The organism is Methanocalculus sp. MC3, assembly GCF_054767395.1.
Map to the genome: position 1 here is coordinate 590842 of NZ_BAABMP010000002.1, position 21794 is coordinate 612635.

General features: G+C 51.8%; 20 protein-coding genes. 12 read left to right on the forward strand and 8 right to left on the reverse strand.

Going from position 1 to position 21794, the window contains the following annotated elements; translation table 11 throughout:
• Positions 1-3: 3 nt before the first annotated feature.
• Together purB and ACYUBO_RS06665 are read right to left on the reverse strand one after the other, a co-directional pair.
• Positions 4-1344: an adenylosuccinate lyase gene (purB, locus tag ACYUBO_RS06660; RefSeq protein WP_460373214.1), complete on the reverse strand. Its 1341-nt coding sequence runs from the start codon at positions 1342-1344 to the stop codon at positions 4-6.
• An 85-nt stretch (positions 1345-1429) separates the two neighbouring features.
• Entirely contained in the window at positions 1430-2863 is a 1434-nt protein-coding gene (locus ACYUBO_RS06665; protein WP_460373215.1) for a DHA2 family efflux MFS transporter permease subunit, read from the reverse strand.
• 218 nt (positions 2864-3081) lie between these two features.
• On the opposite strand from ACYUBO_RS06665, the gene ACYUBO_RS06670 reads away from it, so the two are divergent.
• From ACYUBO_RS06670 to mobA, 3 genes are read left to right on the forward strand one after another with little or no spacing between them, the layout of a single operon-like run.
• Entirely contained in the window at positions 3082-5079 is a 1998-nt protein-coding gene (locus ACYUBO_RS06670) for an ATP-dependent DNA helicase (RefSeq protein WP_460373216.1), read from the forward strand.
• On the forward strand, positions 5070-5534 hold the full coding sequence (locus ACYUBO_RS06675) for a methylated-DNA--[protein]-cysteine S-methyltransferase (protein WP_460373217.1): 465 nt from the start codon (positions 5070-5072) through the stop codon (positions 5532-5534). Before ACYUBO_RS06670 ends, ACYUBO_RS06675 begins: the two co-directional genes overlap by 10 nt.
• A gap of 14 nt (positions 5535-5548) precedes the next feature.
• Positions 5549-6148, forward strand: a complete 600-nt coding sequence (mobA, locus tag ACYUBO_RS06680) for a molybdenum cofactor guanylyltransferase (protein WP_300333687.1) — start codon at positions 5549-5551, stop codon at positions 6146-6148.
• Between the two features lie 2 nt (positions 6149-6150).
• On the opposite strand, the gene ACYUBO_RS06685 is transcribed toward mobA, so the two are convergent.
• Positions 6151-6918 (reverse strand): dihydroorotate dehydrogenase electron transfer subunit, encoded by a 768-nt coding sequence (locus ACYUBO_RS06685; RefSeq protein WP_460373218.1) that lies wholly within the window; start codon positions 6916-6918, stop codon positions 6151-6153.
• Complete coding sequence (locus ACYUBO_RS06690) at positions 6911-7798, reverse strand: dihydroorotate dehydrogenase (RefSeq protein WP_460373219.1); 888 nt, start codon at positions 7796-7798, stop codon at positions 6911-6913. The genes ACYUBO_RS06685 and ACYUBO_RS06690 overlap by 8 nt, the downstream gene beginning before the upstream one ends.
• Positions 7799-7824: 26 nt before the next feature.
• Between ACYUBO_RS06690 and ACYUBO_RS06695 the strand changes: the two genes are divergently transcribed.
• Positions 7825-8718 carry a malate dehydrogenase gene (locus ACYUBO_RS06695; protein ID WP_460373220.1) on the forward strand — a complete coding sequence of 298 codons (894 nt, stop codon included), beginning with the start codon at positions 7825-7827 and terminating at the stop codon, positions 8716-8718.
• Positions 8711-11116: a DNA-directed DNA polymerase gene (locus tag ACYUBO_RS06700; protein ID WP_460373221.1), complete on the forward strand. Its 2406-nt coding sequence runs from the start codon at positions 8711-8713 to the stop codon at positions 11114-11116. Before ACYUBO_RS06695 ends, ACYUBO_RS06700 begins: the two co-directional genes overlap by 8 nt.
• Here the strand turns inward: ACYUBO_RS06700 and ACYUBO_RS06705 are convergent.
• The 3 genes from ACYUBO_RS06705 to ACYUBO_RS06715 all read right to left on the reverse strand — a co-directional run bounded on the left by ACYUBO_RS06705 (position 11111) and on the right by ACYUBO_RS06715 (position 15395).
• On the reverse strand, positions 11111-11755 hold the full coding sequence (locus ACYUBO_RS06705) for a small multi-drug export protein (RefSeq protein ID WP_460373222.1): 645 nt from the start codon (positions 11753-11755) through the stop codon (positions 11111-11113). The two genes, ACYUBO_RS06700 and ACYUBO_RS06705, sit on opposite strands and share 6 nt — an antisense overlap.
• 42 nt (positions 11756-11797) lie before the next feature.
• Positions 11798-12220, reverse strand: coding sequence for an S-adenosylmethionine decarboxylase (locus ACYUBO_RS06710; protein WP_460373223.1), 423 nt, complete (start codon positions 12218-12220; stop codon positions 11798-11800).
• 313 nt (positions 12221-12533) lie between these two features.
• Positions 12534-15395 (reverse strand): DUF3458 domain-containing protein, encoded by a 2862-nt coding sequence (locus ACYUBO_RS06715; protein ID WP_460373224.1) that lies wholly within the window; start codon positions 15393-15395, stop codon positions 12534-12536.
• 185 nt (positions 15396-15580) lie between these two features.
• Here ACYUBO_RS06715 and ACYUBO_RS06720 point away from each other — a divergent pair, with 185 nt between their 5' ends.
• Positions 15581-16510, forward strand: a complete 930-nt coding sequence (locus tag ACYUBO_RS06720; protein ID WP_460373225.1) for an ornithine cyclodeaminase family protein — start codon at positions 15581-15583, stop codon at positions 16508-16510.
• A 13-nt stretch (positions 16511-16523) separates the two neighbouring features.
• Here the strand turns inward: ACYUBO_RS06720 and ACYUBO_RS06725 are convergent, their stop codons facing one another.
• Positions 16524-17306: a hypothetical protein gene (locus ACYUBO_RS06725; RefSeq protein WP_460373226.1), complete on the reverse strand. Its 783-nt coding sequence runs from the start codon at positions 17304-17306 to the stop codon at positions 16524-16526.
• 447 nt (positions 17307-17753) lie between these two features.
• On the opposite strand from ACYUBO_RS06725, the gene ACYUBO_RS06730 reads away from it, so the two are divergent.
• From ACYUBO_RS06730 to arlH, 6 genes are all read left to right on the forward strand, one after another.
• Positions 17754-18314 carry a flagellin gene (locus ACYUBO_RS06730; RefSeq protein ID WP_460373227.1) on the forward strand — a complete coding sequence of 187 codons (561 nt, stop codon included), beginning with the start codon at positions 17754-17756 and terminating at the stop codon, positions 18312-18314.
• Positions 18315-18325: 11 nt separating this feature from the next.
• Entirely contained in the window at positions 18326-18907 is a 582-nt protein-coding gene (locus ACYUBO_RS06735) for a flagellin (protein WP_460373228.1), read from the forward strand.
• A 221-nt stretch (positions 18908-19128) separates the two neighbouring features.
• Entirely contained in the window at positions 19129-19998 is an 870-nt protein-coding gene (locus ACYUBO_RS06740) for a FlaD/FlaE family flagellar protein (RefSeq protein ID WP_460373229.1), read from the forward strand.
• Positions 19999-20050: 52 nt separating this feature from the next.
• On the forward strand, positions 20051-20554 hold the full coding sequence (locus ACYUBO_RS06745) for an archaellin family protein (RefSeq protein ID WP_300329040.1): 504 nt from the start codon (positions 20051-20053) through the stop codon (positions 20552-20554).
• 3 nt (positions 20555-20557) lie between these two features.
• Entirely contained in the window at positions 20558-21019 is a 462-nt protein-coding gene (locus ACYUBO_RS06750; protein WP_300329043.1) for a hypothetical protein, read from the forward strand.
• Positions 21020-21029: 10 nt separating this feature from the next.
• Complete coding sequence (arlH, locus tag ACYUBO_RS06755) at positions 21030-21794, forward strand: archaellum protein ArlH (RefSeq protein ID WP_300329046.1); 765 nt, start codon at positions 21030-21032, stop codon at positions 21792-21794.

Here is a 21794-nt window from a genome sequence, read left to right on the forward strand (position 1 = left end):
TAATTAAGAGGTGAGCGGGGCGAGCTTCTTGATCACCCGCTCCACCTGTTGTATCGAGGTGCCGATATATCGTTTCGGCAGGAGTGCATCTTCGATCTCAGCGGAGGAGATCAAACCAGTCACCTCGGGGATCTCCGAGAGGATCTCAGCAAGCGGCCTCTTCTCTTCAAGCGCCTTCATGCTGTTTGCCCGGATCACCTCGTGTGCTGCCTGCCGATCCATCCCGCGCCTCGTGAGTTCGATCATCACCGACTCGGCAAGATTGATGCCATGGAGCAGATCAAGGTTCTTTGCGACATTCTCTTCTTTGATGATCAGTCCCTCAAGGGCCTGCGCCATCACCTTGAGGCAGTGATCGCAGAGGATGGTTGCTTCAGGGAAGATCACCCGCTCGCATGAGGAGTTCGTGAGATCCCGCTCATCCCACAGGGTATTATTCAGGAGTGCAGGCTCAACTGCGGATCTGATCACCCGGGCAAGACCGCCTACCTGTTCACTTTTAATCGGGTTTCTCTTATGCGGCATCGTGCTGGATCCGACCTGCTTCTTGGCAAAAGCCTCTTCAACCTCGGCAATCTCTGTCCGCTGGAGAGAACGGATCTCTATCCCGATCTTATCGAGGGTGGTGGCAATGTTTGCGAGGAGGAAGAAGTATTCGGCATACCGATCCCGGGAAACCACCTGGTTCGAGACATCGACTGAACCGATACCAAGGTGGCGCATCATCGCCGCCTGCACCTCCATCCCGTCCTCACCAAAGGCAGCCTGTGTCCCGACAGCCCCCGTCATCTGCCCGACAACAACCCGTGGACGCATCTCACGGAGCCTGATGATATGGCGGCCGATCTCACTTGCCCATATGGCAAAGCGGAGGCCGTAGGTTGTCGGCACACCGATCTGGCCATGAGTTCTGCCTGCACAGACGAGCGTCTTTGTGGCAGTGCTCCTCTCAATGAGAACCCTGAGCAGAATCTTCAGCTTCTCTTCGATAAAGTCGAGGGCATCTTTGATCTGAAGGGCAGTTGCCGTATCCAGGATATCGTTTGAGGTCGCCCCGTAATGCACCCAGCGTCCGGCAGGGCCGGACACCTCGGCGAGCGCCTTGACAACAGCCATCATATCATGGTTGATCTCAGCTTCAATCTCGTTTGCCCGGCGAAGAGATGCCTTCGGTGCAGCAGCAGCGATCGCCTCTGCCGATTCCATCGGGATGAGGCCGATCTCAGCCTCGGCTGCGGCAAGTGCCACTTCGGCCCTGATGATTGCATTAAATCTCGCCTCTTCGCTCCAGACACGGCGCATCTCGGTTGTACCGTACCGGAAGTCTATCGGGTGGATCGCCATGGATCTATATTGGGACTCTGGCAGGATTAAACCGATCCATACCTGTTGTTTGGAGGGAGGAGATGGATGAGAAGAGGGGTTGCGATCAGAAGCCGATCGGCACCTCATCTCCTTTCACTCCTCTGCTGCTTTGAACACCAATCATCAGTAGCATCCCGATCAGCAGGAGTATTATGCAGCAGAAGAACGTCACCTGAAAGGCCCCGACAAGCGCAGCAGGTGGGAGTTCCTTTGCCGCCACCTCTGCGATCTTCGGTCCGGCAGCGAGGGTGGCAACCAGCATTACCCCGGCAACGCCGAGCGAATTGCCAAGGTTCGTCATCATCTTGATAAGCCCTGATGAGGCGCTCCGGTCCTTATCAGGGACGACACTCATGATGGCACTATTCAATGGAGCATATGCGGAGCCTGTTCCGATACCGAGGATGAAGAGTGAGATCCAGATATCCAGAAGACCTGTCTCTGCTCCAATTCTGGTGAGGATGAAGAGAGAGAGGAGAGATAGTGCAAATCCACCAATGATCGGCCGCCGCGTCCCGATCGCATCCGCAATCTTCCCGGCAATCGGGGCAGAGACAATCATTCCCAGAGGGAGGGAAATAATAATTAACCCGGCATTATCTGTTGAAATTCCCCTGACAAGCTCAAGGTAGAATGGCATAATGACAAGTACCCCTGCCATCACCATCTGGAGCAGGAGTATGCAGATATTCTGAAGTGAGAATGATCTGTTCCTGAAGACAGAGAGATCGATGAGTGGTTCAGAGGATCTCCGCTCATGAATGATGAAGGCGAGCCAGCTGATCGCAGAGATAAGAAGGAGGAGAAATCCGGTGATACTGTGTGCATTCTGGATAGAGGTGAGTGCGCCGATAAGCGTGGAGAGGGCCAGGAAGATCAGGAGGACACCGAAAAGATCGAGCCGCCCCTCTGGTAAAGGAGGGTGAACCGCAGGAATAATTTTTATCCCAAGAAGCACCGCTGCGATTCCAATGGGTATATTCACAAAGAAGATCGCATTCCATGAGAAGAGCGAGGTGAGGTAGCCACCGGCAACCGGCCCCAATGCAGCTCCCATCATCGTGAACATCGCAACAATACCAAGAGCTGCCCCCCGGGAAGATGCCGGAACAGACGTAATGACCATCACCGATCCGAGTGCGGCGATGGTCGCACCACCGGCTGCCTGAAGCAGACGGGAGAGGATCAACAGCTCGATAGAGGGAGAAAGGGCACAGCATGCCGATCCGATCGTGAAGATACAGAAGCCTGAGATGAAGACCTTCTTATATCCTGCAATATCCCCAAGGCGCGAGGCGGCAAGAAGGAGTGAGACGAGGACGATCAGATATGCAGTGAGAACCCATGAGGCGGCAACAGCCGACGCATCGAATGCCCCGGCAATGGAGGGAAGAGCAATATTGACGATTGTGCCATCAAGACCTGCCATGAATGATCCGAGGGCAATAACAAAGACGATTAAAAGATCATGTCGACTGAGATTCGAGGAGCCTCGCATAAATAAGAGAGATAAATGTAATACCAGATAATTATTCGGATCTGTATCCTCATAATCCTGCTTCTGTTATCCCGGAAAGGTGAGGAGAGAGGAGACTCGAACATTCATTCATTCTTGAGATTCAGGAAATACAAATGCAGAATCATCATTACTTAATAATCTGCAGACAGACACATTGATACAGAAGATCAAACACGATCCCCACGGAAATAACGCATATGAGCTCAATTGACGACTGGTTCCCCTATACCCGCTACCGCCCCCACCAGGAGAAGATGCTGGATGCCGCAGCAGAGACAGCCAGAAACGGCGGCACACTCCTGATCGATGCACCGACAGGGAGCGGGAAATCAAGTGTTGTCTCCGCCCTCCTTGCCGAATCAAAGGGAAGAACCATTCTCGTTGCGGTAAGGACGATCAGCCAGCTGAATACCTTCATCAGGGAACTTGATCTGATCAGGCAGAAGAAGCCGGGATTGAAGTTCACCTACCTGATTGGGAAACGGAGTATGTGCCCACTCGGCGGGGTTGGGGATGTGTACCGGCAATGCGAAGGGGTGAAGAACTTCACCAGCGCCCTGATGCGGGAAAGGGCGATAAAGGGATCGCTTGTACCTGCAAAGGATCCGGAGATCCAAAAGCAGATCAAGCGCCAGGACCGTGACCATCCGCTCATCTGCCCGTATTTCGTGAACAGCAGGGTCTTTCTTGAAGGGGATGAAGGATTAAGGCTGGTGCCATCGCAGGATATCCGGAGAAAAGCAGAGAAGGCTTCGTTGAATGTCGTGAACCCCGATAATCTCCATGCGTATGCAGGCAGCCTCTGCCCCTATGATCTGATGATGACCTCGGCAAAACATGCGGATGTCGTCATCGTTAACTATCATCATCTCTTTAATGACGATATCAGGGAACAGCTGCTCGTCTCGCTGAATGTCGAGCCGCAGGATATCATACTGCTTGTGGACGAAGGGCATAATGTCGGGGATGTGGTGCAGGGGATCCAGAGCGTCTCCCTCCAGGAGCGGGACATCCAGCAGGCATCCCATGAACTCTCATCCCTGAAGTCGAAGGTGAAAGGAGCAGAAGCTGTCAGGCACGTGCTGCCGAGGATCCGTGACTTTATGGACGGGCTCCGCCGCTCAAATGAGACCGAGGACTGGTTTGACCCGGCAATCTTTGATCGGATACTGACAAAAGGCTCACTGTACCCGTCGATGGCGGCAATTGTCGAGGATATCATTGCAATCAGTGATGTCGTGCGGGAAAAGAGCCTTCAGAAAGGTGAGTTCAAGGAGACCTCCATCGAACGGCTCTGCGAGTTCCTCTACCGGATCCATTGCTCGGCAACCGATCCGGCATACCTGACCGTCTACCGGAAAGAGGAGGACTCGGTGATCCTTGAGGTCAGGAATATCGATCCTGCCGGGAAACTCAAGTTTATTGTCGGATCCCACCACGCCTCGATCTTCATCAGCGGCACACTCTCTCCAATCGACAGCTTCAGGCAGTACTATTTTGAAGATATGGATGTTTCCACCCTCTCAATACCAAATGCATTTCCAAAAAAGAACCGCCTTCTCCTCACATCAGGAGATATCACGACCGCCTTTCGTATGAGGCAGGATGCAGGCAACATCGAGCGGACTGTCCGGACGATCACGGCTTTTGCCGGGGTTCCCGGCAACCTCGCAGTCTACTTCCCTTCGTACCAGATCATGAGCGAATATGCAGAACGCTGCGCCATCAGAAAGAAGAAGGTCTTTGTGGAGCCGCGTGATGCGGGTGAGGCGACAGAAATGCTGGCTGAATTCCTCGGTCTTCCTGCAAAGAAAAAATCAGGTATCCTCTTTGCGGTCTGCGGCGGCAAATGGAGTGAGGGGCTTGATTACCGGGGCGAGCTCCTCTCTGGTGCGATGGTTGTCGGTCTCCCGCTCGCCCCCTATACGCAGGTACGGGCAATGAGCATCCAGTACTTCAGGCGGAAGTTTGGGAAAGACGGTGAGTTCATCGCCTATACGCTCCCTGCCATCAATAAAGCCGCACAGGCGCTCGGCCGTGTTCTCAGGACGCCGGATGATCGCGGGGTGCTGATCCTCGGAGACAGCAGGTTTCTCGAAACCGAGGTGAAAAGCGGCCTCCCACCCTGGATGCAGGAGGAGATGACCGCCATCACCGCAGATATGATACCCGGGGTGCTCTCACGATGGCAATGAAGGAAGGTACAGGCAGGTTTGGCCTCTGGCCGGTCTCGGCTGCCTGGGATGATGAATATATTTATCGGGTCTGGTTTGGTCATTCTGATGGAGAAGACGGGCTTCCTCCGGCGATCACCGAATACCTCGCGGGGAAACGATCTGATCTCTCGGAACTCAGGTCACCGGCAGATGAAGGGGAGTCGAAGTCGGCTGCCATCTACCGGGTTGTAAGAGCCATTCCCTATGGGAAGACGATGACATATGGTGAGGTGGCAGACGCAACAGGCACCCATCCACGGGTAGTCGGAGGAGCACTCAGGAGGAATCCGACACCGCTTGTGATCCCCTGCCACCGTGTCATTGGTGAGAAGGATATCGGGGGCTTTACGCCGGATATCCGAATCAAGGAAGACCTCCTCAGGCTTGAAAGCCGGAGACAAAAGAACACCCATAAATTTGAGAAAAACAAATAAACCTGTTATTCACTATGAATGAGAAGAGAACTGCATTGATCCTTGTCGGTGGCGAGGCACGGCGATCGGGAGGAATGGAGAAATATTTCTTCACCTATGGAGGGAAATCCTTCCTCTCCCATCTGATCTCTGCTCTCTCAAAGGCTACAGACGAGATCATCATCGTTGCCCGCGATGAGGAGCAATGCAGCAGATTTGAGGATATCCCCGGCATCAGAATCTGTTGTGATCAGGTACGCGGAATCGGGCCACTTGGCGGGATCATTGCTGGTGTCGAAGAGGCAGAAGGCGATCTTATTTTTATTACTGCCTGTGATATGCCATGTATTCGATCTGACGTTGTCGAGTTACTCTTCACTTCAATAAAAGATGCAGATTCAGCAGTCCCCTACTGGAATGAAGAGATGTACGAACCCCTGCATGCCGTCTATCGAAAGGATGCCCTGAAGGCATACATCGCCACCCATGCCTCGTACTCACTCCGTGAGATGATCAGGAGCATCAATACAAAATTCATTCAGATTCAGGATATCCGGGAGATCGACCCGAACCTGAAATCCTTCACGAATATTAATGATCTGGGGGATTTAAAAGCAATTAACGGGTCGAAATAAGTTCAGACCCGTTTTCTCTGCCCGCTTGCATCCCGTGCGTACGTTCCAAATTCAGAATTGATGATCTGATCTCCGGTGAATACCGGGCCGTCCCGGCAGACACAGAGACCTTCCGGATCGATTGCACAGGATCCGCAGACCCCGACACCGCATTTCATGTACCGGTGAAGCGAGAACTGACCGCGATCTGCAATCCCTGCATCTGAAAGCCGATCCAAAATCCCTTTCATCATCATCTCGGGTCCGCAGACACAGATGGTATCATAGGAGAGGAGATCGATCTCACTGTCCATCACCCCGGTGACAAAGCCATGGTACCCGGCGGTTCCATCATCGGTTGCGATTTTGAGATCGGTTAGATCCGAAAGCTCGCGGGCAAAGACGAGTTCTGTTCCCGTCCGTGCACCGAGTATGAAAGTATCAACTGACCCGTTTATGGCCAACGGATAGAGCGGGACAACACCGACTCCGCCTGCTATGGCAAGAACCCGCCCATTCGGGGTGAAGCCGTTTCCAAACGGCCCACGGATACCGATCCTATCTCCGGGTGTGAGTGAGGTGAGTGCCGCTGTTGCCTCTCCCACCTTCTGAACGGTGATCGAGCCGGGGGACGAGAAACCCATCGGCACCTCATCAATTCCCGGAACCCAGACCATACAGAAGTGGCCGGGGCGGATCGCAAATTCGGAATCAAACCGGAGTGTTTTCACAGTCGGGGTCTCGTCGATGACCTCTCTCACCGTCACCACAACCGGCATCCCGTCACGCATGGGCACACCCCACTATCTCAGCAGCAGGAACTCCGTCTGGGGAATAGAGTTCATCAGCAATGGTTTTGAAAACTGAAGAGTCATCATAGACGGCTGATCCGATCTGCACCGCAGACGCACCCGCCATCATCATCTCGATTGTATCCGCAGCAGAGGAGACCCCGCCGCAGCCGATGATCGGGATTGAACAGGCTTCATAGAGATCATAGACACATCGGAGTGCAATGGGGAAGATCATTGGGCCGGATATGCCCCCGAACCGGTTCCCAAGCACCGGACGCCTGAGATCAATTGAGATCCGCATCGCCCGGACGGTATTGATCGCAACAAGGGCAGTCGCCCCGCCCTCTTCTGCAGCCCGCCCGATAGAACCGATATCAGTGACATTCGGAGTCAGTTTCACCCATGTCGGCCTCCCAAATGCTGCCACCTCCTCGGTGCAGGCACGAACCATGGCAGGATTAGATCCGATCGCAGCACCGTACCCCTCTGCATGGGGGCAGGAGAGGTTCAGTTCAAATCCGGCGGCGATTCCCTCAAACCAGGAGGCAACCTCGCCAAACTCAGCGGGTGTTCCCCCGAATATGCTGACAACAAAAGGTTCCCCGGAGAGAGTCTCCAGTTCAGGGACAAAATTCCTTGAAGGGTTTGGGAGCCCCATCGCATTGATGAGACCGCCCGCAAGCGGGATCAGGCAGGGACCGGCATGCCCCTCTTTTGGGACCGGACCAATGGATTTGGTAACCACACCCCCGGCACCCTGGCGGCGCATCCGTGAGAGCGAGGCTCCGGTAGTTCCAAGGACGCCTGCTGCCAGGATGAGATGGTTATCGAGAGCAACTCCCCCGACAGAGACCTGATCCTTTAGTAATGTAATCATCCAGAGGGAATTGGTGCTGTTTAATAATGAGCATACCCCATAGTACCAGTATTATGACGAGCCTTGCAGTGCTTGGCGTCGGGCGAATCGGGGGAGAATGCGCCTTTGCAGCTACCACCCTCGGTATTATCGATGAGTTGATTCTGGCAGATGTCTACAAGCCACTCCTCCGCGCCCAGGCCCTCGATCTCCTCCATACAAATACGGATATACCAATCTCTACAGAGACTGGCAGGATACGTGATGCGGACATCTGCATCTTTGCAGCTGGATCGCCCAGAAATCCCTCGATTAAGACGAGAGCGGACCTCTTCGATGCAAACCTCCCTGTTGCTGAGGCATGTATACAGCATCTTGGAGGATTTGGAGGGAAACTGATTATTGTCTCAAACCCGATGGATGTTTTCTGCTACTATTTCCAGAAGAAGCTCGGGATGCCGCAGGATGACTGTATTGGTTTTGGCGGGCAACTCGATTCGCGGCGGTTTGAGGTAGCGCTCGGAAGCCGCGGGATTGGCGGGCCTGCGTTTGTGATGGGAGAGCATGGCGAACATCAGGTACCCATCTTCTCTCATCTGGGCAGGGAGATGCCACTTCCAGAGCGGGAGGAGATCCTCGCAGAGCTAAGGGGCGCAAGCATGGAGGTTATCTCAGGCAAGGGCGGAACCGCATTTGGACCGGCTTCACACATCATCGATCTTGTACGGATGCTGAAGGGTGAGAAGAGTGAGATAATAACCGCTGCACTCTCCCTTGATGGTGAATACGGGTATTCCAACTGTGCAATGGGAGTTCCGGTTCGTGTCTCTTCGAATGGTGCAAAAGTGATCCCTGACTGGCCGATTGATAGATGGGAGAGGGAACAGCTTGATGAAGCCGGAGCATTCCTGGAGTCCCTCTGCCGGAGGCTTGATGTCTGATCTTGAGATAGCAGTCATCCAGGTTGAGTACAGCAATGCCCCGGGCGGCCCCCTGATCCATATCTTCGGGCGAAAGAGGGATGGATCTGCCGTGGCGGTGGATGTTACCGGGTTCCGGCCATATTTCTATGTCGCGGCAGGTGAGGCGGCACGGGAGAACCACCCTGACACCATTGAAGTCTCGGATATCCGGTCAAAGACGATCAAGGGCGAGGAGGTTGTCCGGCTCTACACGAGGCGGCCGGGAGATGTCCGTGATGTCCGTGAACGCTATCACCATTTCGAGGCTGACATACCCTTTGCCACACGGTTCATGATCGACTGCAATGTGACAGGCGGGGTCCGGGTGCCGGGAACAACCGTCGAGTATACCGAGGTTTGTCCAGCCGATGTTGATGCGCCTGCCCGGGTTTGTTTCCTTGATATCGAATGCGATGATTCCGACGGCTTTCCTGAGCCGGAAAAGCAGCCGATCTTCTGTATCACCTGCTATGACTCCTTTGATTCCCGGTACACGACCTTCCTCCTGAGATCACCTGATGCGAAGACATCACCAGAGGGGGAAGTACAAAACGGCGGGTACGCAAACGGCTGCTTCTCTGATGCGATGCATACAATATGCTCCTATCCTGACGAGAGAGCGATGCTCAATGCCTTTACTGCACATATCAGGGACACAAACCCGGATATCATCAGCGGTTGGAATATCCTTGACTTTGATATCGCCTATATTACACGGAGGATGGCAACACTCGGGCTGAACCAAACCGATCTCTCCCGGCTGCCGGGCCAGACCGACCGGAATGCGATCCGCGGCCGTGTTGTCTTCGATCTCCTGACTGCATACAAAAAGATGCAGGGGTCACAGAAGGAGTCATACAGGCTTGATGCAATTGCAGAGGATGAACTCGGAGAACGGAAAGTCAGGTACACCGGAACAGTCTTTGATCTCTGGAAGATGGATCCGGTGAAGCTGATCGAGTACAATTACAAGGATGTGGAACTCTGTGTCGGGATCGATGCAAAGAACACGATTGTCAGGTTCTATCAGGAGATTGCACGCTATGTCGGATGCCCGCTCGATCGAACCCTGAACTCATCAAATGTCATTGATATCTATATCCTGAGAAAAGCATCAGGCATATTTGTCCTGCCCTCGAAGGGGAATGCAGCAGGGGATGAGTTTGAAGGGGCAACCGTCTTTGAACCGGCAACAGGAGTCCGGGAGAATGTGGTGGTGCTGGATCTGAAATCCCTCTACCCGATGGCGATGATGACACTGAATGCCTCCCCTGAGACGAAAGATCCGGCCGGTGAGATCAAGGCTCCAAATGGGATCCGGTTCAGACGATCTCCTGACGGACTTACCCGGAGCATCATATCGGAACTGCTCACCGAGCGGGATGAGAAGAAGCGGATCAGGAACACCTTTGAATATGGATCTGATGAGTACATCCTCTACGATCTCCAGCAGAATGTCCTGAAGGTGATCATGAACACCTACTATGGTGTATCAGGGTATTCCCGGTTCCGGCTCTATGATCGGGAGATCGGATCTGCGGTCACCTCTGTCGGACGGGCGATCATCCAGCATACACGGGATATCATTGACCAGAAAGGATACTTTGTGTTGTATGGGGATACTGATTCCTGTTTTGTCGAACTGCCGCCAACTGATCTGGAACAAACCATACTGATCGCCCGTGAGATCGAAGAAGAGCTCAATAAGAGTTTCCGTGCCTTTTCAGAGGAGGTGCTGAATGCAGATACGCATTACTTCTCTATCAAATTCGAGAAAGTCTATCGCCGGTTCTTCCAGGCAGGCAGGAAGAAGCGATATGCCGGACATCTCATCTGGAAGGAAGGGGCAACGGTTGACCAGATCGATATCGTCGGCTTTGAGATGCGGAGATCTGATTCGCCCCAGATTACAAAGGTCGTCCAGAAGACCGTGATGGAGATGATCCTCCAGGGTGCCGGGTTCGATTCTGTGAAGGAGTACCTCGGAGAGGTGATCAGGCATTATCGTGGCGGCCGCTGCTCGCTTGAGGATGCAGGGATTCCCGGCGGCATCGGCAAACATCTTCAGGATTATGATACAAAAGACGCACATATCAGGGGTGCAATCTACTCAAATACCTACCTGAAGACAGATTTTAAGAAAGGCAGCAAGCCAAAGCGTGTCTATATTAAAAATGTCACAAGCACCTACCCTAAGACCGATGTCATCTGTTTTGAATATCCCGATCAGGTGCCGCCGGAGTTTGTCATCGACTGGGAGACGATGCTTGAGAAGACGGTGAAAGGGCCGATTTCACGAATTCTTGAAGGTCTTGGATGGGACTGGGATGAGATTGATCCCCGGAACACAACACTTGCGATGTTTGGGATCTCATAATCTCCGCCGCCGGAGTGCCCGGTACGAGAGGTAGGTGAAGACGCCGGAGAAGAGCATGATGAGCAGTATCATGATGCCTGTTGCGATATTGCCGATCAAAAAGATCCTCAGGGCATCAGATCCAAATGCCATCCCAAACGATCCGATACCTGATCCAAAAACCATAATCCAGAAGACTTTCCATGGATCGATTCCGATCAATCTCCCGATTGCTGATCCCATCAGGGATCCGGCACCCTGTATCGGGAGCGTCACATAGAGGAGGAGCGTGAGTGCAGTAAACCGCTCCATCCAGGGTTTTTCAGCAATCAGGGCTTCAACATCCGAGATGAGCCTTTCCATATATGTCCCGATTCGTGGAATGGCAAAGAGATGCTGGAAATTCCACGCCATAAAGAGGGCTCCGGCCGCATCAAGGACAAGGATGGTGAGACCGGCGTACCACCATGGAAGCCCGGCGACGATGGCAACCGGGATGATCCATCTGCCTATCGGAGTTGCAAGATAGGCCAGAACCACCGATAGAAGAGTGAGGAGGAGGAACGGCGGCAGGAAAAGAGATGAGATGGCACCATAGATCAGAATAAGTGAAAATGGAACGACAATCCCGATCAGGGGATACTCTTCTGGTATATCCACAATCAGGATTGGAAGGGGTTTAAAATAAAGGTGTTTGAAGGTTTAGATGGAGCGGAAGAAGACCGTTGTTTTGATCTCCTCTGCGCCAAAGAATTTCTTACAGAAATCAGCTGTGATCTGCGGCGGGTATTCCTTGCAGCTGAATATGTCAAGGTATGCACCGTTTGTGTCGTTTGCAAAGTGTCCGGTGATACATGAAGTCTCAATCAGCTGTACTAATGAGTATCCGGCAACCCGCTCATTTGGACCGAAGTTCACAATAACCGGTTCACCGAAGCGCTTCATATCAATGAGATCACAGACCTCTACAACAAACTGGTGGAGTTTCTGCGGGTCACGGATTGTCTCCGGGTTGCAATTCTTCAGATCAATTGCCGTGCAGAGGCCCCACATGTTCTCCTCTTTGAAGCGGTTCATGATCTCTCTGTCGGACAGTTCTTTTGGTATCTGCATAGTCTGGGTCATGGTCTTACAATCTCCCTCTTTGGATACTAATAGGTTTCAAAATTCAGTATATAAATATATCCTTATAGGAAAACGATTATAATCAGCCAATTACGCAACCAGAGAGCATATTTTGGTCAAAATCGACTAATTTGAGTTTTGTGTCATCCAATCTAAAAATAAGCAATTATAATCGAACAAATTTGAAAAAGCTCAATTTTGCCATCGATAAAAAAAAGAAGAAATTTCAGGTCATGCGCTTTTTGAAAATGATTTGAGTATATAAAGGTAGGAGGGAGCGAATCACCCCTGACACCAGGTCATTATGGCTTTATTATAGCTCCAGATCCGGAACAGGACCCTTCAGTGATTGATAGGTGGCAAGTGCAATCGGATTCCCAAGAATAATCCGTTTCAGTGTCTGTTGGATTGTGAGGGAGGAGGCATGGTTTAAGAGATTGACAAGTATCTCCATCAAAGGAATATGGGTTTGTGTGTCCATACGGTCAATATGCGAGAAGGTAGTAAGAAGCCCTGTTGTTGTGTATTCATTGACTTCCATCAGGCGTATCAGAGCATCTGCTAAGAATACTCTCCCTTCCTCTGTCTCAAGGGATATCTTACGATTCCGGGCAAACCTCCCATAGAGCGCCCGTTGATCGTTTGCCTGTTCTATCCTGAGGTAGCCGGAGTCCTCTATCTCCCGGAGAAGAGAGACCAGATCATCTGCATCTGCACTTGTTGTTGCAGCGAGGAATTGTTCCCATACAACCGGATCCCTGCTTGCCTCGTCCATCATTTCCCGGAATAATTTCAGCCTCTCAGGGTCAGTTGAGGCAATCAGAAGACCATAGGCATGCATTCGATCAGTTGAAACAGGAGTATTCTGGAACTGGTTTTTGATCATTTCATGTACTTCAGGGGTGTCGAGCCTGGCAAGGAGGCGCAGACAGAGGTTTTTCACCTGGCGGTTCCTGATGAAGACGGCAAGGCCCCCGATTGATTCCCAGGTATGATCAGTCTGGTGGTATGCCTGGTAGAGTGCCATGAGAGTCAGGGCATGTGCCTTTGCGATCGCAAGTTCCAATCGGCGGCGTGCATGATAGGCAGCCAGATAGTGGTGGGCAAGGGCAGGATCTGCTGCATCCGGGAAGATTGTAAGAACCTGTGCTCCGGCCCCTTCCATCAGTTCGGTATCTGAGAGGAGATCAATGTACAGGGTGATGAAGTCGGGAGATGGTTCCGCATCCTGATCCTGCATGAGGCGGAGGATCTCTTGCGACGAGAGCGAATGAAACGCAAAAAACCTGCCTGCAACATCCGGATCGGTCCGCGCCTGGAAATACAGGAGATCCTCATCAGGATGGTAATCAAGGAGCCCGTAGAACGAGAAGCCACGGTTCAATGAGTAATAATCGGGACTATCGACATCTTCCATGATGATCTCCTCCTCCGCATCCTGGACCAGATGAGATGTTGAAGCGATCTCTGTGCCATCAGCCTTCATCAGGGCAAGCCTGAAGGGGAAGCACCAGGGAGGATCGCCACCGGACTGGCGGAGGCTGATAGCACAGCGGCGATCATCCGGATCATAGGACGGGGTGACGGTGAGCGTCGGGAAGCCCGATCGTTTCAGCCACCCTTCTGCCATTGGTCCAAGATCCATCCCGGCGATTGATCCCATCAGGCGTACCCAGTCATCACGGCTTGCATTTGAATGTGCAAACTTCCTGTGGTACAGCGAGAGAGCCCATACAAAAGGCTCTTTTCCGAGGATCAACTCAACCATCCTGACAAATTCAGGCGCTTTCACATAGGTTACCGAGGTGATCAGGTCATTTGGATCATTGAAACCGTCCGGCTCTATCGGCATAGCAGCAGCCCCGGTATCACGTGCAAAGGTTCCGTCCGCCGGGTCGAGGAGAGAGAGGACTGTCTGGAGGCGGCTGTACTCCTCACCTAAATGGAAGGCATGGTACTGCTGTTCGATATGGACGGTGACGGCTTCATTCAGCCAGATCTCAAATGGCGTCTCCCCGGTGACTTCGGAACCATTCAGATTATGATAATACTCATGCAGTTTAACCCGCATCAGGTACTCAAAGCCCGAGTCTGTCATCCCGGCAAACGGCATCAGGCGGTTTGTCGAGATGGTGGTATTGCCGACATTCTCCATTCCACCAAAGTCGGAGTTCTGCATCCCGATCTCCCGGTACACCGAACCGGTATAGATGTACCCCCCTACAATCTCCTGATCAAGATGCTCCATCTGGCGTGAGATCCGCATGAGATCCTCTTCATATGCCCCGCGTCTCCTGAGTTTTGCCCGCTTGTTATAGAGCCGGTAGATCTCATGCCTGACTTCAACCTGTTCATAACAATGGGGGCCTGTGAAGAGGTAGACCCAGAGGATGCCATCCTCAAGGACATCGAGTGCCTGTTCTGCCCGTATCGGATCGGAACCGGGAGGGCAGAGAAGCTCTATCTGGAAGGCTCTCCCTGAAGGATATTCAAATGTCCGCTGGAAGGAGGCATAGGTGCCGACACCAAGGAAGAAGAGATATGGTGCCATGGGTGTCGTGGTATTCTCATAGGTGATTGAGTCCCGCTCACCCGTGGCAGGGTGCGGGTGCAGGAACCGGGAGGAGTGGGAGAATGAATGCCCTTTTGCGAGCCGGTGGCGGGGGATTGCAATATCGCCGTTTGAGATCATATGGGTATACCGCGAGTCGGCGATGATGGTTGTCCTGTATCTGCATTTGGCGGTCATCTCGTCGATACAGGGGACCAGACGCTGAAATCCCCACTGCTGGCACTGGGTGATCTGGGTGGGCGGTGCATCTATCGGTGTTTCATCATAGTAGAGGCCTTCGAGGAGCGTGTGGGACGGATGGCAGATCGTCTCGCTCCGTATGACAAATTCGGTATCTGAAGGTATTTCATCCCCAAAAGATATCAGAATACCATCTTCCTCCACCACGTATTCAATCCAGTGTCCACGGCATGAGAGGGAGTGGATTTCCAGTCCCTTTGCATTCAAACGCAGGGAGCGGATGGGAGTAGCCTGTGTCCTGAAGAGGGTTTCTGCAAGGACGCGGGTCTCGGTATCCGAGATGGCAAAAGTGAGATCCATATGAATGACATCAACGGGGGAAGGGGAAAAGTCCGAGCGCAAGTACCGGAATCGCGGAGCCATGGGGATGTATTCGATTTGGAGAAGGTAAAAGGTGATGGTGAGGGGAGAGGAAAATCCGGTCATTATCGTGATCGAGATGGGGAGGCGGAACACGATCTATCGAAAATTGTGAAACCCTCTTGTTACACAACTTCCCCTCTCCCACAACCAACAGACCAAAATACTCCCTCCCTTCATTATTCACTATGAAATACTATCCCGATGCCAGCGGGAGCCTCACCTACCCGGAAGTGAACGTGGCAATTGAAGAGGTCTTTGCAGAACATGGACGGGGCAATGTCCAGATGCCTCCAAAGATCTATATCACCTTCCCGGAGGGTGATTTTCGGACGATGCCCGCCTCAATACCTTCGATGAACCTTGCAGGTGTCAAGATCGTGAACGTCCACCCCGGCAATCCTGCACATGGCCTGCCGACGGTGATGGCAACCATAATTCTTATAGATCCGGATACCGGGATACAGACGGCACTCATTGATGCAACCGCCCTCACCGATATGAGAACCGGAGCAGCCGGGGCGGTAGCAGCAAAATATCTTGCACAGAAGAATCCGCTGACGATAGGTTTTGTCGGGAGCGGGCGGCAAGCAGAAGCCCAGCTGCATGCAATCGCAGCGGAGTGCGATATTGAAGAAGTGATCGTATGGAGCAGGAGAAAGGAGAATGCGGATCGGTTTGCCGGGGCATATCAGCAGTCTCCGGCAAAAAGCGTCAGAACAATTGAAGAAGCATGTAACTGCGACCTTCTTGTCACTACAACCCCATCACGGGAGCCGCTGATCAGATCAGAGTGGATTTGCCCGGGAACGCATATCAATGCCATAGGAGCCGATGCTCCTGGCAAGCAGGAGCTTGACCCTGCCCTGCTGGCCCGTGCAGAGATCTTTGTGGATGATTACGAGCAGGCGATCCATTCCGGCGAGGTGAATGTGCCGATCAGATCAGGTGCGTATTCGGCTGAGAGAATCGCGGGAACGCTCGGAGAGGTGGTGATTGGCCGGAAACAGCGGAGTTCGGCAGATGCCATCACGATATTTGATTCAACCGGTCTTGCGGTACAGGATCTGGCGATAGCACGGATTGTTGTTGAAAGGATGGAAGGGATGGAGATCTAAAAGGATAACCGGCTTATTCCACCGGCACCTTGATAGTGATCTCATAGGAGTCGATCAGCCGCCGCTCAACGATCATGTAGTAGCTCCGCCCCCCTTCAAAGAACTTATGTTTCCAGGGGCGGGGATCGCTATCTCCTTCCCAGAGGCTGCTGTCAAGAATACCCCCGCCAGTGGGGGTGATAGTAGCAACCGTTCTCCCGGGATCTGCTCCATCCATCACGGTGATGGAAAACCGGGGGTACCCGACAACCCCGGATATCATACCCTCGCTCACTGTTCCTGAGTCTGACGGGCTGACTGATGTCTCAAGAGTATACCAGAGCTCCCAGCGTGGGAACGGAATAGTAAATACTTCGGTCATCAATGGAGTTCCGGTTGTGATCCCATCACCTGTTCCCGCACTGAAGGTCGCGTATGTAGCAAGCTGGGGGATTTGAGGCCCTGTATCTACGGGAGATCGTGCCTGAAGGTGGCTATCATCCCGTGTCAGGTGATAGGTTCCCGGATCGACATATCCGAGCTGGATTGGGGAGCCATCCCATGCCTGAACCGGACGATCGCCAATCCCGGCACCTTCAACAGTCGATGGATGGGGGATCCGGATCTGGCCAAGCGGCACCGGTGTCGGGATTGCAGTCGGTGCCGGTGCCCGCTCGTCTCCGACACCAGGGATTGAGGGGATCTCCGGTATGCTCAGATCCGGGCTCTCACCGGTTGCCATCGGCTTGATGACGAGAGCTACAATGATAATGATAAAGATCCCGGTGAGGAAGATCATCCCGTCCTTTTTATCCATAGTATACCACCCCTAAGAGAACCATGCCCATCAATGGAGTGAACCACAAGTGTGCCAGTCCTCTTGATGTTACGCCTTATGTACGTACTAAGGGTAACAACCCTATTATCAATTTCCCAACAATCACAGGCAGTTGACTGAAGCAGAGGGTTCAGAGAAATAATGCAGAGACGCAGTTCAGAAGCTTTGTTGCGAGAGAGAGGAGGTGTAGAGCCATTATCTTATCCAGACAATCACATATTTCTTAAAGACAATTGTTAGATAGAGCACACGAAAAAACAGGAATTGCCTCCGTTATGGTCACCTCATCCCAATTGAGGAGCCCGGAATGGAAGCTACGATACATACTTATTTATATTATTGAATACACTAGGGAACTATGAATATTGGTTCGCTCCCACAGGAATGAATCTGATATTCTGTAAAGGAAAAGAAGGTGATTATAAAATGAGTCTTAAAAGAAAAGAGGACGGCTTCACCGGCCTTGAGGCTGCGATTGTCTTAATCGCATTCATCGTGGTCGCTGCGGTCTTCTCATATGTTATGCTCGGAGCAGGGTTCTTCACAACCCAGAAGAGCCAGGAGACTGTCTTTGGCGCAGTTGGCCAGGCCACTGCCAACATGGAGGTTTCGGGGCCTGTTGTTATTTATACAGATACTAATACTGATGTTAGCTCGATTAACTTCACAGTTGTTCTCGCCGCAGGCGGAGCACCAATGGATACAAGCAAATTCACCTATGTTGCATCCTCACAGACAGCCTATCACGAACTGAATGCCAGTCAGGTAGATTACATCTGGTATGTTCAGGGTAGTGCAGGAACCACGAAAACATTCCTTGAACGTGGTGATATTCTGGAGGTTGGAATCAGTGGAACTGCAGTTGATATTGTAACTGCGAATAAGCCATTCACCATCGAAGTGAAGCCAACAGTTGGAGCATCGCTTCCAATCAACCGCCTTGCACCACTTTCACTCCAAGCCAGTCAAGTGTATGAGGTTTACTGAGGTGATCTATCATGAAGAAGATTGAAAATGCATTTACAGGCCTTGAGGCTGCGATCGTCCTGATCGCCTTTGTCGTTGTCGCCGCAGTATTCTCTTATGTGATGCTCGGCGCAGGATTCTTCACAGCCCAGGAGGCACAGACAGTTGTGCACACAGGCATGGGACAGGCGGCATCCAGTATTGAGATAACCGGAGATGTTTATGGGTTTGGGAATACATCTGTATCGCCCGCGACAGTACAAAATGTATCCTTCACAATTTCACTGACTGCCGGAAACCAGCCTATGGATCTGGCCCGGGCTCGAATGACACTCGCAACACCAACCACAAGGGAGATACTGGCATTGGCATCATCCACTGGAACTGATGAGCCAGAAGCAGGAGAGTGGGCTGTAACCAATATCTTTGATGCTGTTGGTTCCGGAGATCTCGTCCTTGATCCGACTGAGAAGTTCCAGATTAAAGTAGCGCCAACAACTCAGATTGCTGCGGATACACGGTTTACCATCACAATACAACCTGAAGTTGGTGCTCTCACCACAGTGGTTCGGACAACTCCTGCTGACATCAAAGCAGTGAATATCCTCAGGTAAACCACATTTAATCTTTTTTTGAAATCAAGAGAAATAGTGTAGGCTCATGAGCCCACATATGGTTGTTTCCTTCCTTACGAGCAGATTTCATCCATCTCTCATCTCATCATTCACAGAAAAACACCATCAGACCAGAATCCCCCCCTCCCCCACACATAACACTCCAATCCCTCTGAATTAAACAAAACTATTATATATCACTCAAATAATATACTTAGCATATGGCAGTAAACCAATCTCAGGTCGATAATATTCTGGCGACCGCCTCCGCCGACGATCCCGAGGTTAAACTGCAGAACCTGGAACAGGAAGTCGACCTCATGAAGAAGTCGATCAAGAAGCTTTTGATCGATATACGTGAGCGTCTGAACGAAGCTGATAATCCCCTGACAGTCATTGCACAGGGAGGCGAAATAGTTGCAGGGCTCACCCCTGCTGATGCGGCCAAAATCCAGGAGATTGAGGAGAGAACCCAGGAGGATGCAGCCCGGATCCAGGAGCTTGAGGAGAAGGTGGAAGAGCTCCTCTCACGCCCCGTCGGAGAGAGGGAGAAGCAGCTGCCTGAGAAGAAGGATACACGTCCTCAACAAATATATGATGATGAATTCATCCCGGAGATGCCTGCCGAGTACGCACTCCCACGGGTTCCGGCAGTCGATCCCAATACACGGCTCCCGGCAAACCTTCCGATGAAAAAGGAGGAGGATGGGAAACTCTGCCTTCACAAGGTGTACCAGCTCTTTAACTGGACAAAGGCTGCCATCACCAAGTACGGCCATGACAGGCTGGATATCATGCTCGATTCATACCAGTCCATTGGGTACATCACAAAAGAGGCAGCCGACGAGGTGAAAGAGATCGCCCGGATCATGCCCGCCTCGCTTGGAGAGGAGCATGAGGTTGGGGCGGATGAGTTTGTTTCAGAGCTCTACGTCCTGAACCAGATCCTGGATCCCGAAGACACCTCCCTTGACCGGGACATGATCACTGTGATGATGGAGCGGGATACCAGGAAAGGCTTTACAAAACGTCCAAAACTACCAAAGGAAGAACCTGGCGAGGAATGGGCACACCTGATCGATAAGATATAACCCTATACAAACCATACTATACCAGGAACAACAACTCTATGAATGAGCCATCATGAGTTCGGAGACCTTCGTCACTGCCATATTTCTTATCACTGCCATCATAGCAGCAGGTGTGCTCGTCAACGCAGTTTTTCCCTCCATCTACATGGCTTCCGAGACCTTCGTATCAAGCTCTCATGAGATGGATGACCGATTGCGAACCGATATTGCAATTGTCAATACAGTCATAAACGAAGATGATAATATCGCCTATGTCTGGATAAAAAATACCGGCGTGAACCCGATAGGCGATAGCCTGATCTCCCGTTTTGATATTTATCTTGGAAAAACCGGCCAGATCAGGCGGATGGAATATGATGCAGCCGCCGGAAAAACTCCTACAGCGGGGAGATGGAATTTTGAACTCTATGATGACAACAGTAACGGACTCTGGGATCGTGGAGAGACACTTGAGATCGTAGCAAATAGTGGGAGTGTTGCGGAAGGGGACAGGATGACCTTCCAGATCGTCCTTACAAATGGCGTTCGCAGAAACATTGAATTTACAGTCATCTAGGAGGTGTTTGAGATAGGATTTGCAACCATAATAGGAGCGATTGTAGGGGTCTTTCTTCTTCTTGTTGTCGCATACCTTCTGATCGGAGCCACCCTGATCACTGCTGAAGTCGTGATGACAGCACAGCGGGATATGACTGAGGTGCAGACAGACAAAACAGGAACCTCCATCACAATTGATGAGCATCTGATTGCAGAGAATACAACACTCTATGTTCTGGTAAAAAATGATGGAACGACGGTGATTAAGAATCCTCTTCAGATGGATCTGTTTCTTGCCACCGACACAGGCACCCAGACACGGGAAGAATGGCAAAAAATCGGAATCACTCCGGATCTCATCAACCCCGGATTCCTTGATCCGGGTGAGGTGCTGAATATGAGTGTGAGTATTGATGAACTGAGCCCCCCCATCTGGGTGAAGGTGGCAACACCAACAGGCACCGCTGCATCTGCCTATCTGTGAGGTGACAAAAATGGGCGTGTATGATGATGACGAGGACTCCGGCAACTCATACTTAAATGACCTGATCGGGGGATCAGACAAGCAGATCCTCTCGACAGGCAACCCCGAGATTGACAGAAAGATTGCAGACGGTCTGCCTCTCTACTCGATGACCCTGATCGAGGGCGAGAACGATACCGGCAAGAGTGTCATCACCCAGCAGATCATGTGGGGTGCGATGAAGAATTCATTCACGGTTGACCTCTTTACAACAGAGAGTACCGTCAAGAGTTTCCTCAAACAGATGGAGTCGATGAGCCTGGATATCTCAGATTACTATGCATGGGGGTACATTCGGGTATTCCCCCTCCATGTGGTTGGATTTGACTGGGATGAAGGTGATATGCAGGGCATCCTGGGAAGGCTTGTGAAACACATGCAGAGTAGCAAGGCGGAGGTCATCATCATCGACTCGCTCACCCTCTTCTCTGAATACGCATCAACAGATATGGTCATGACCTTCTTCACAAACTGCAAGACCCTCGTTGATAATGGAAAAACCATCCTGATCACCCTCCACACCTATGCATTTGAAGAAGACTCGCTTGTTCGAATCCGCTCAACCTGTGATGCACACCTGGTGATGAAGAAGTCACTTATCGGGGATAAGTACGTCATGGTGATGGAGGTTGGAAAAGTACGCGGTGCGCGAAAAACCACAGGAAACCTGGTATCCTTTGAGGTTCACCCGGGGTATGGCATGAAGATCATCCCAATGTCGGTAGCAAAAGTATAG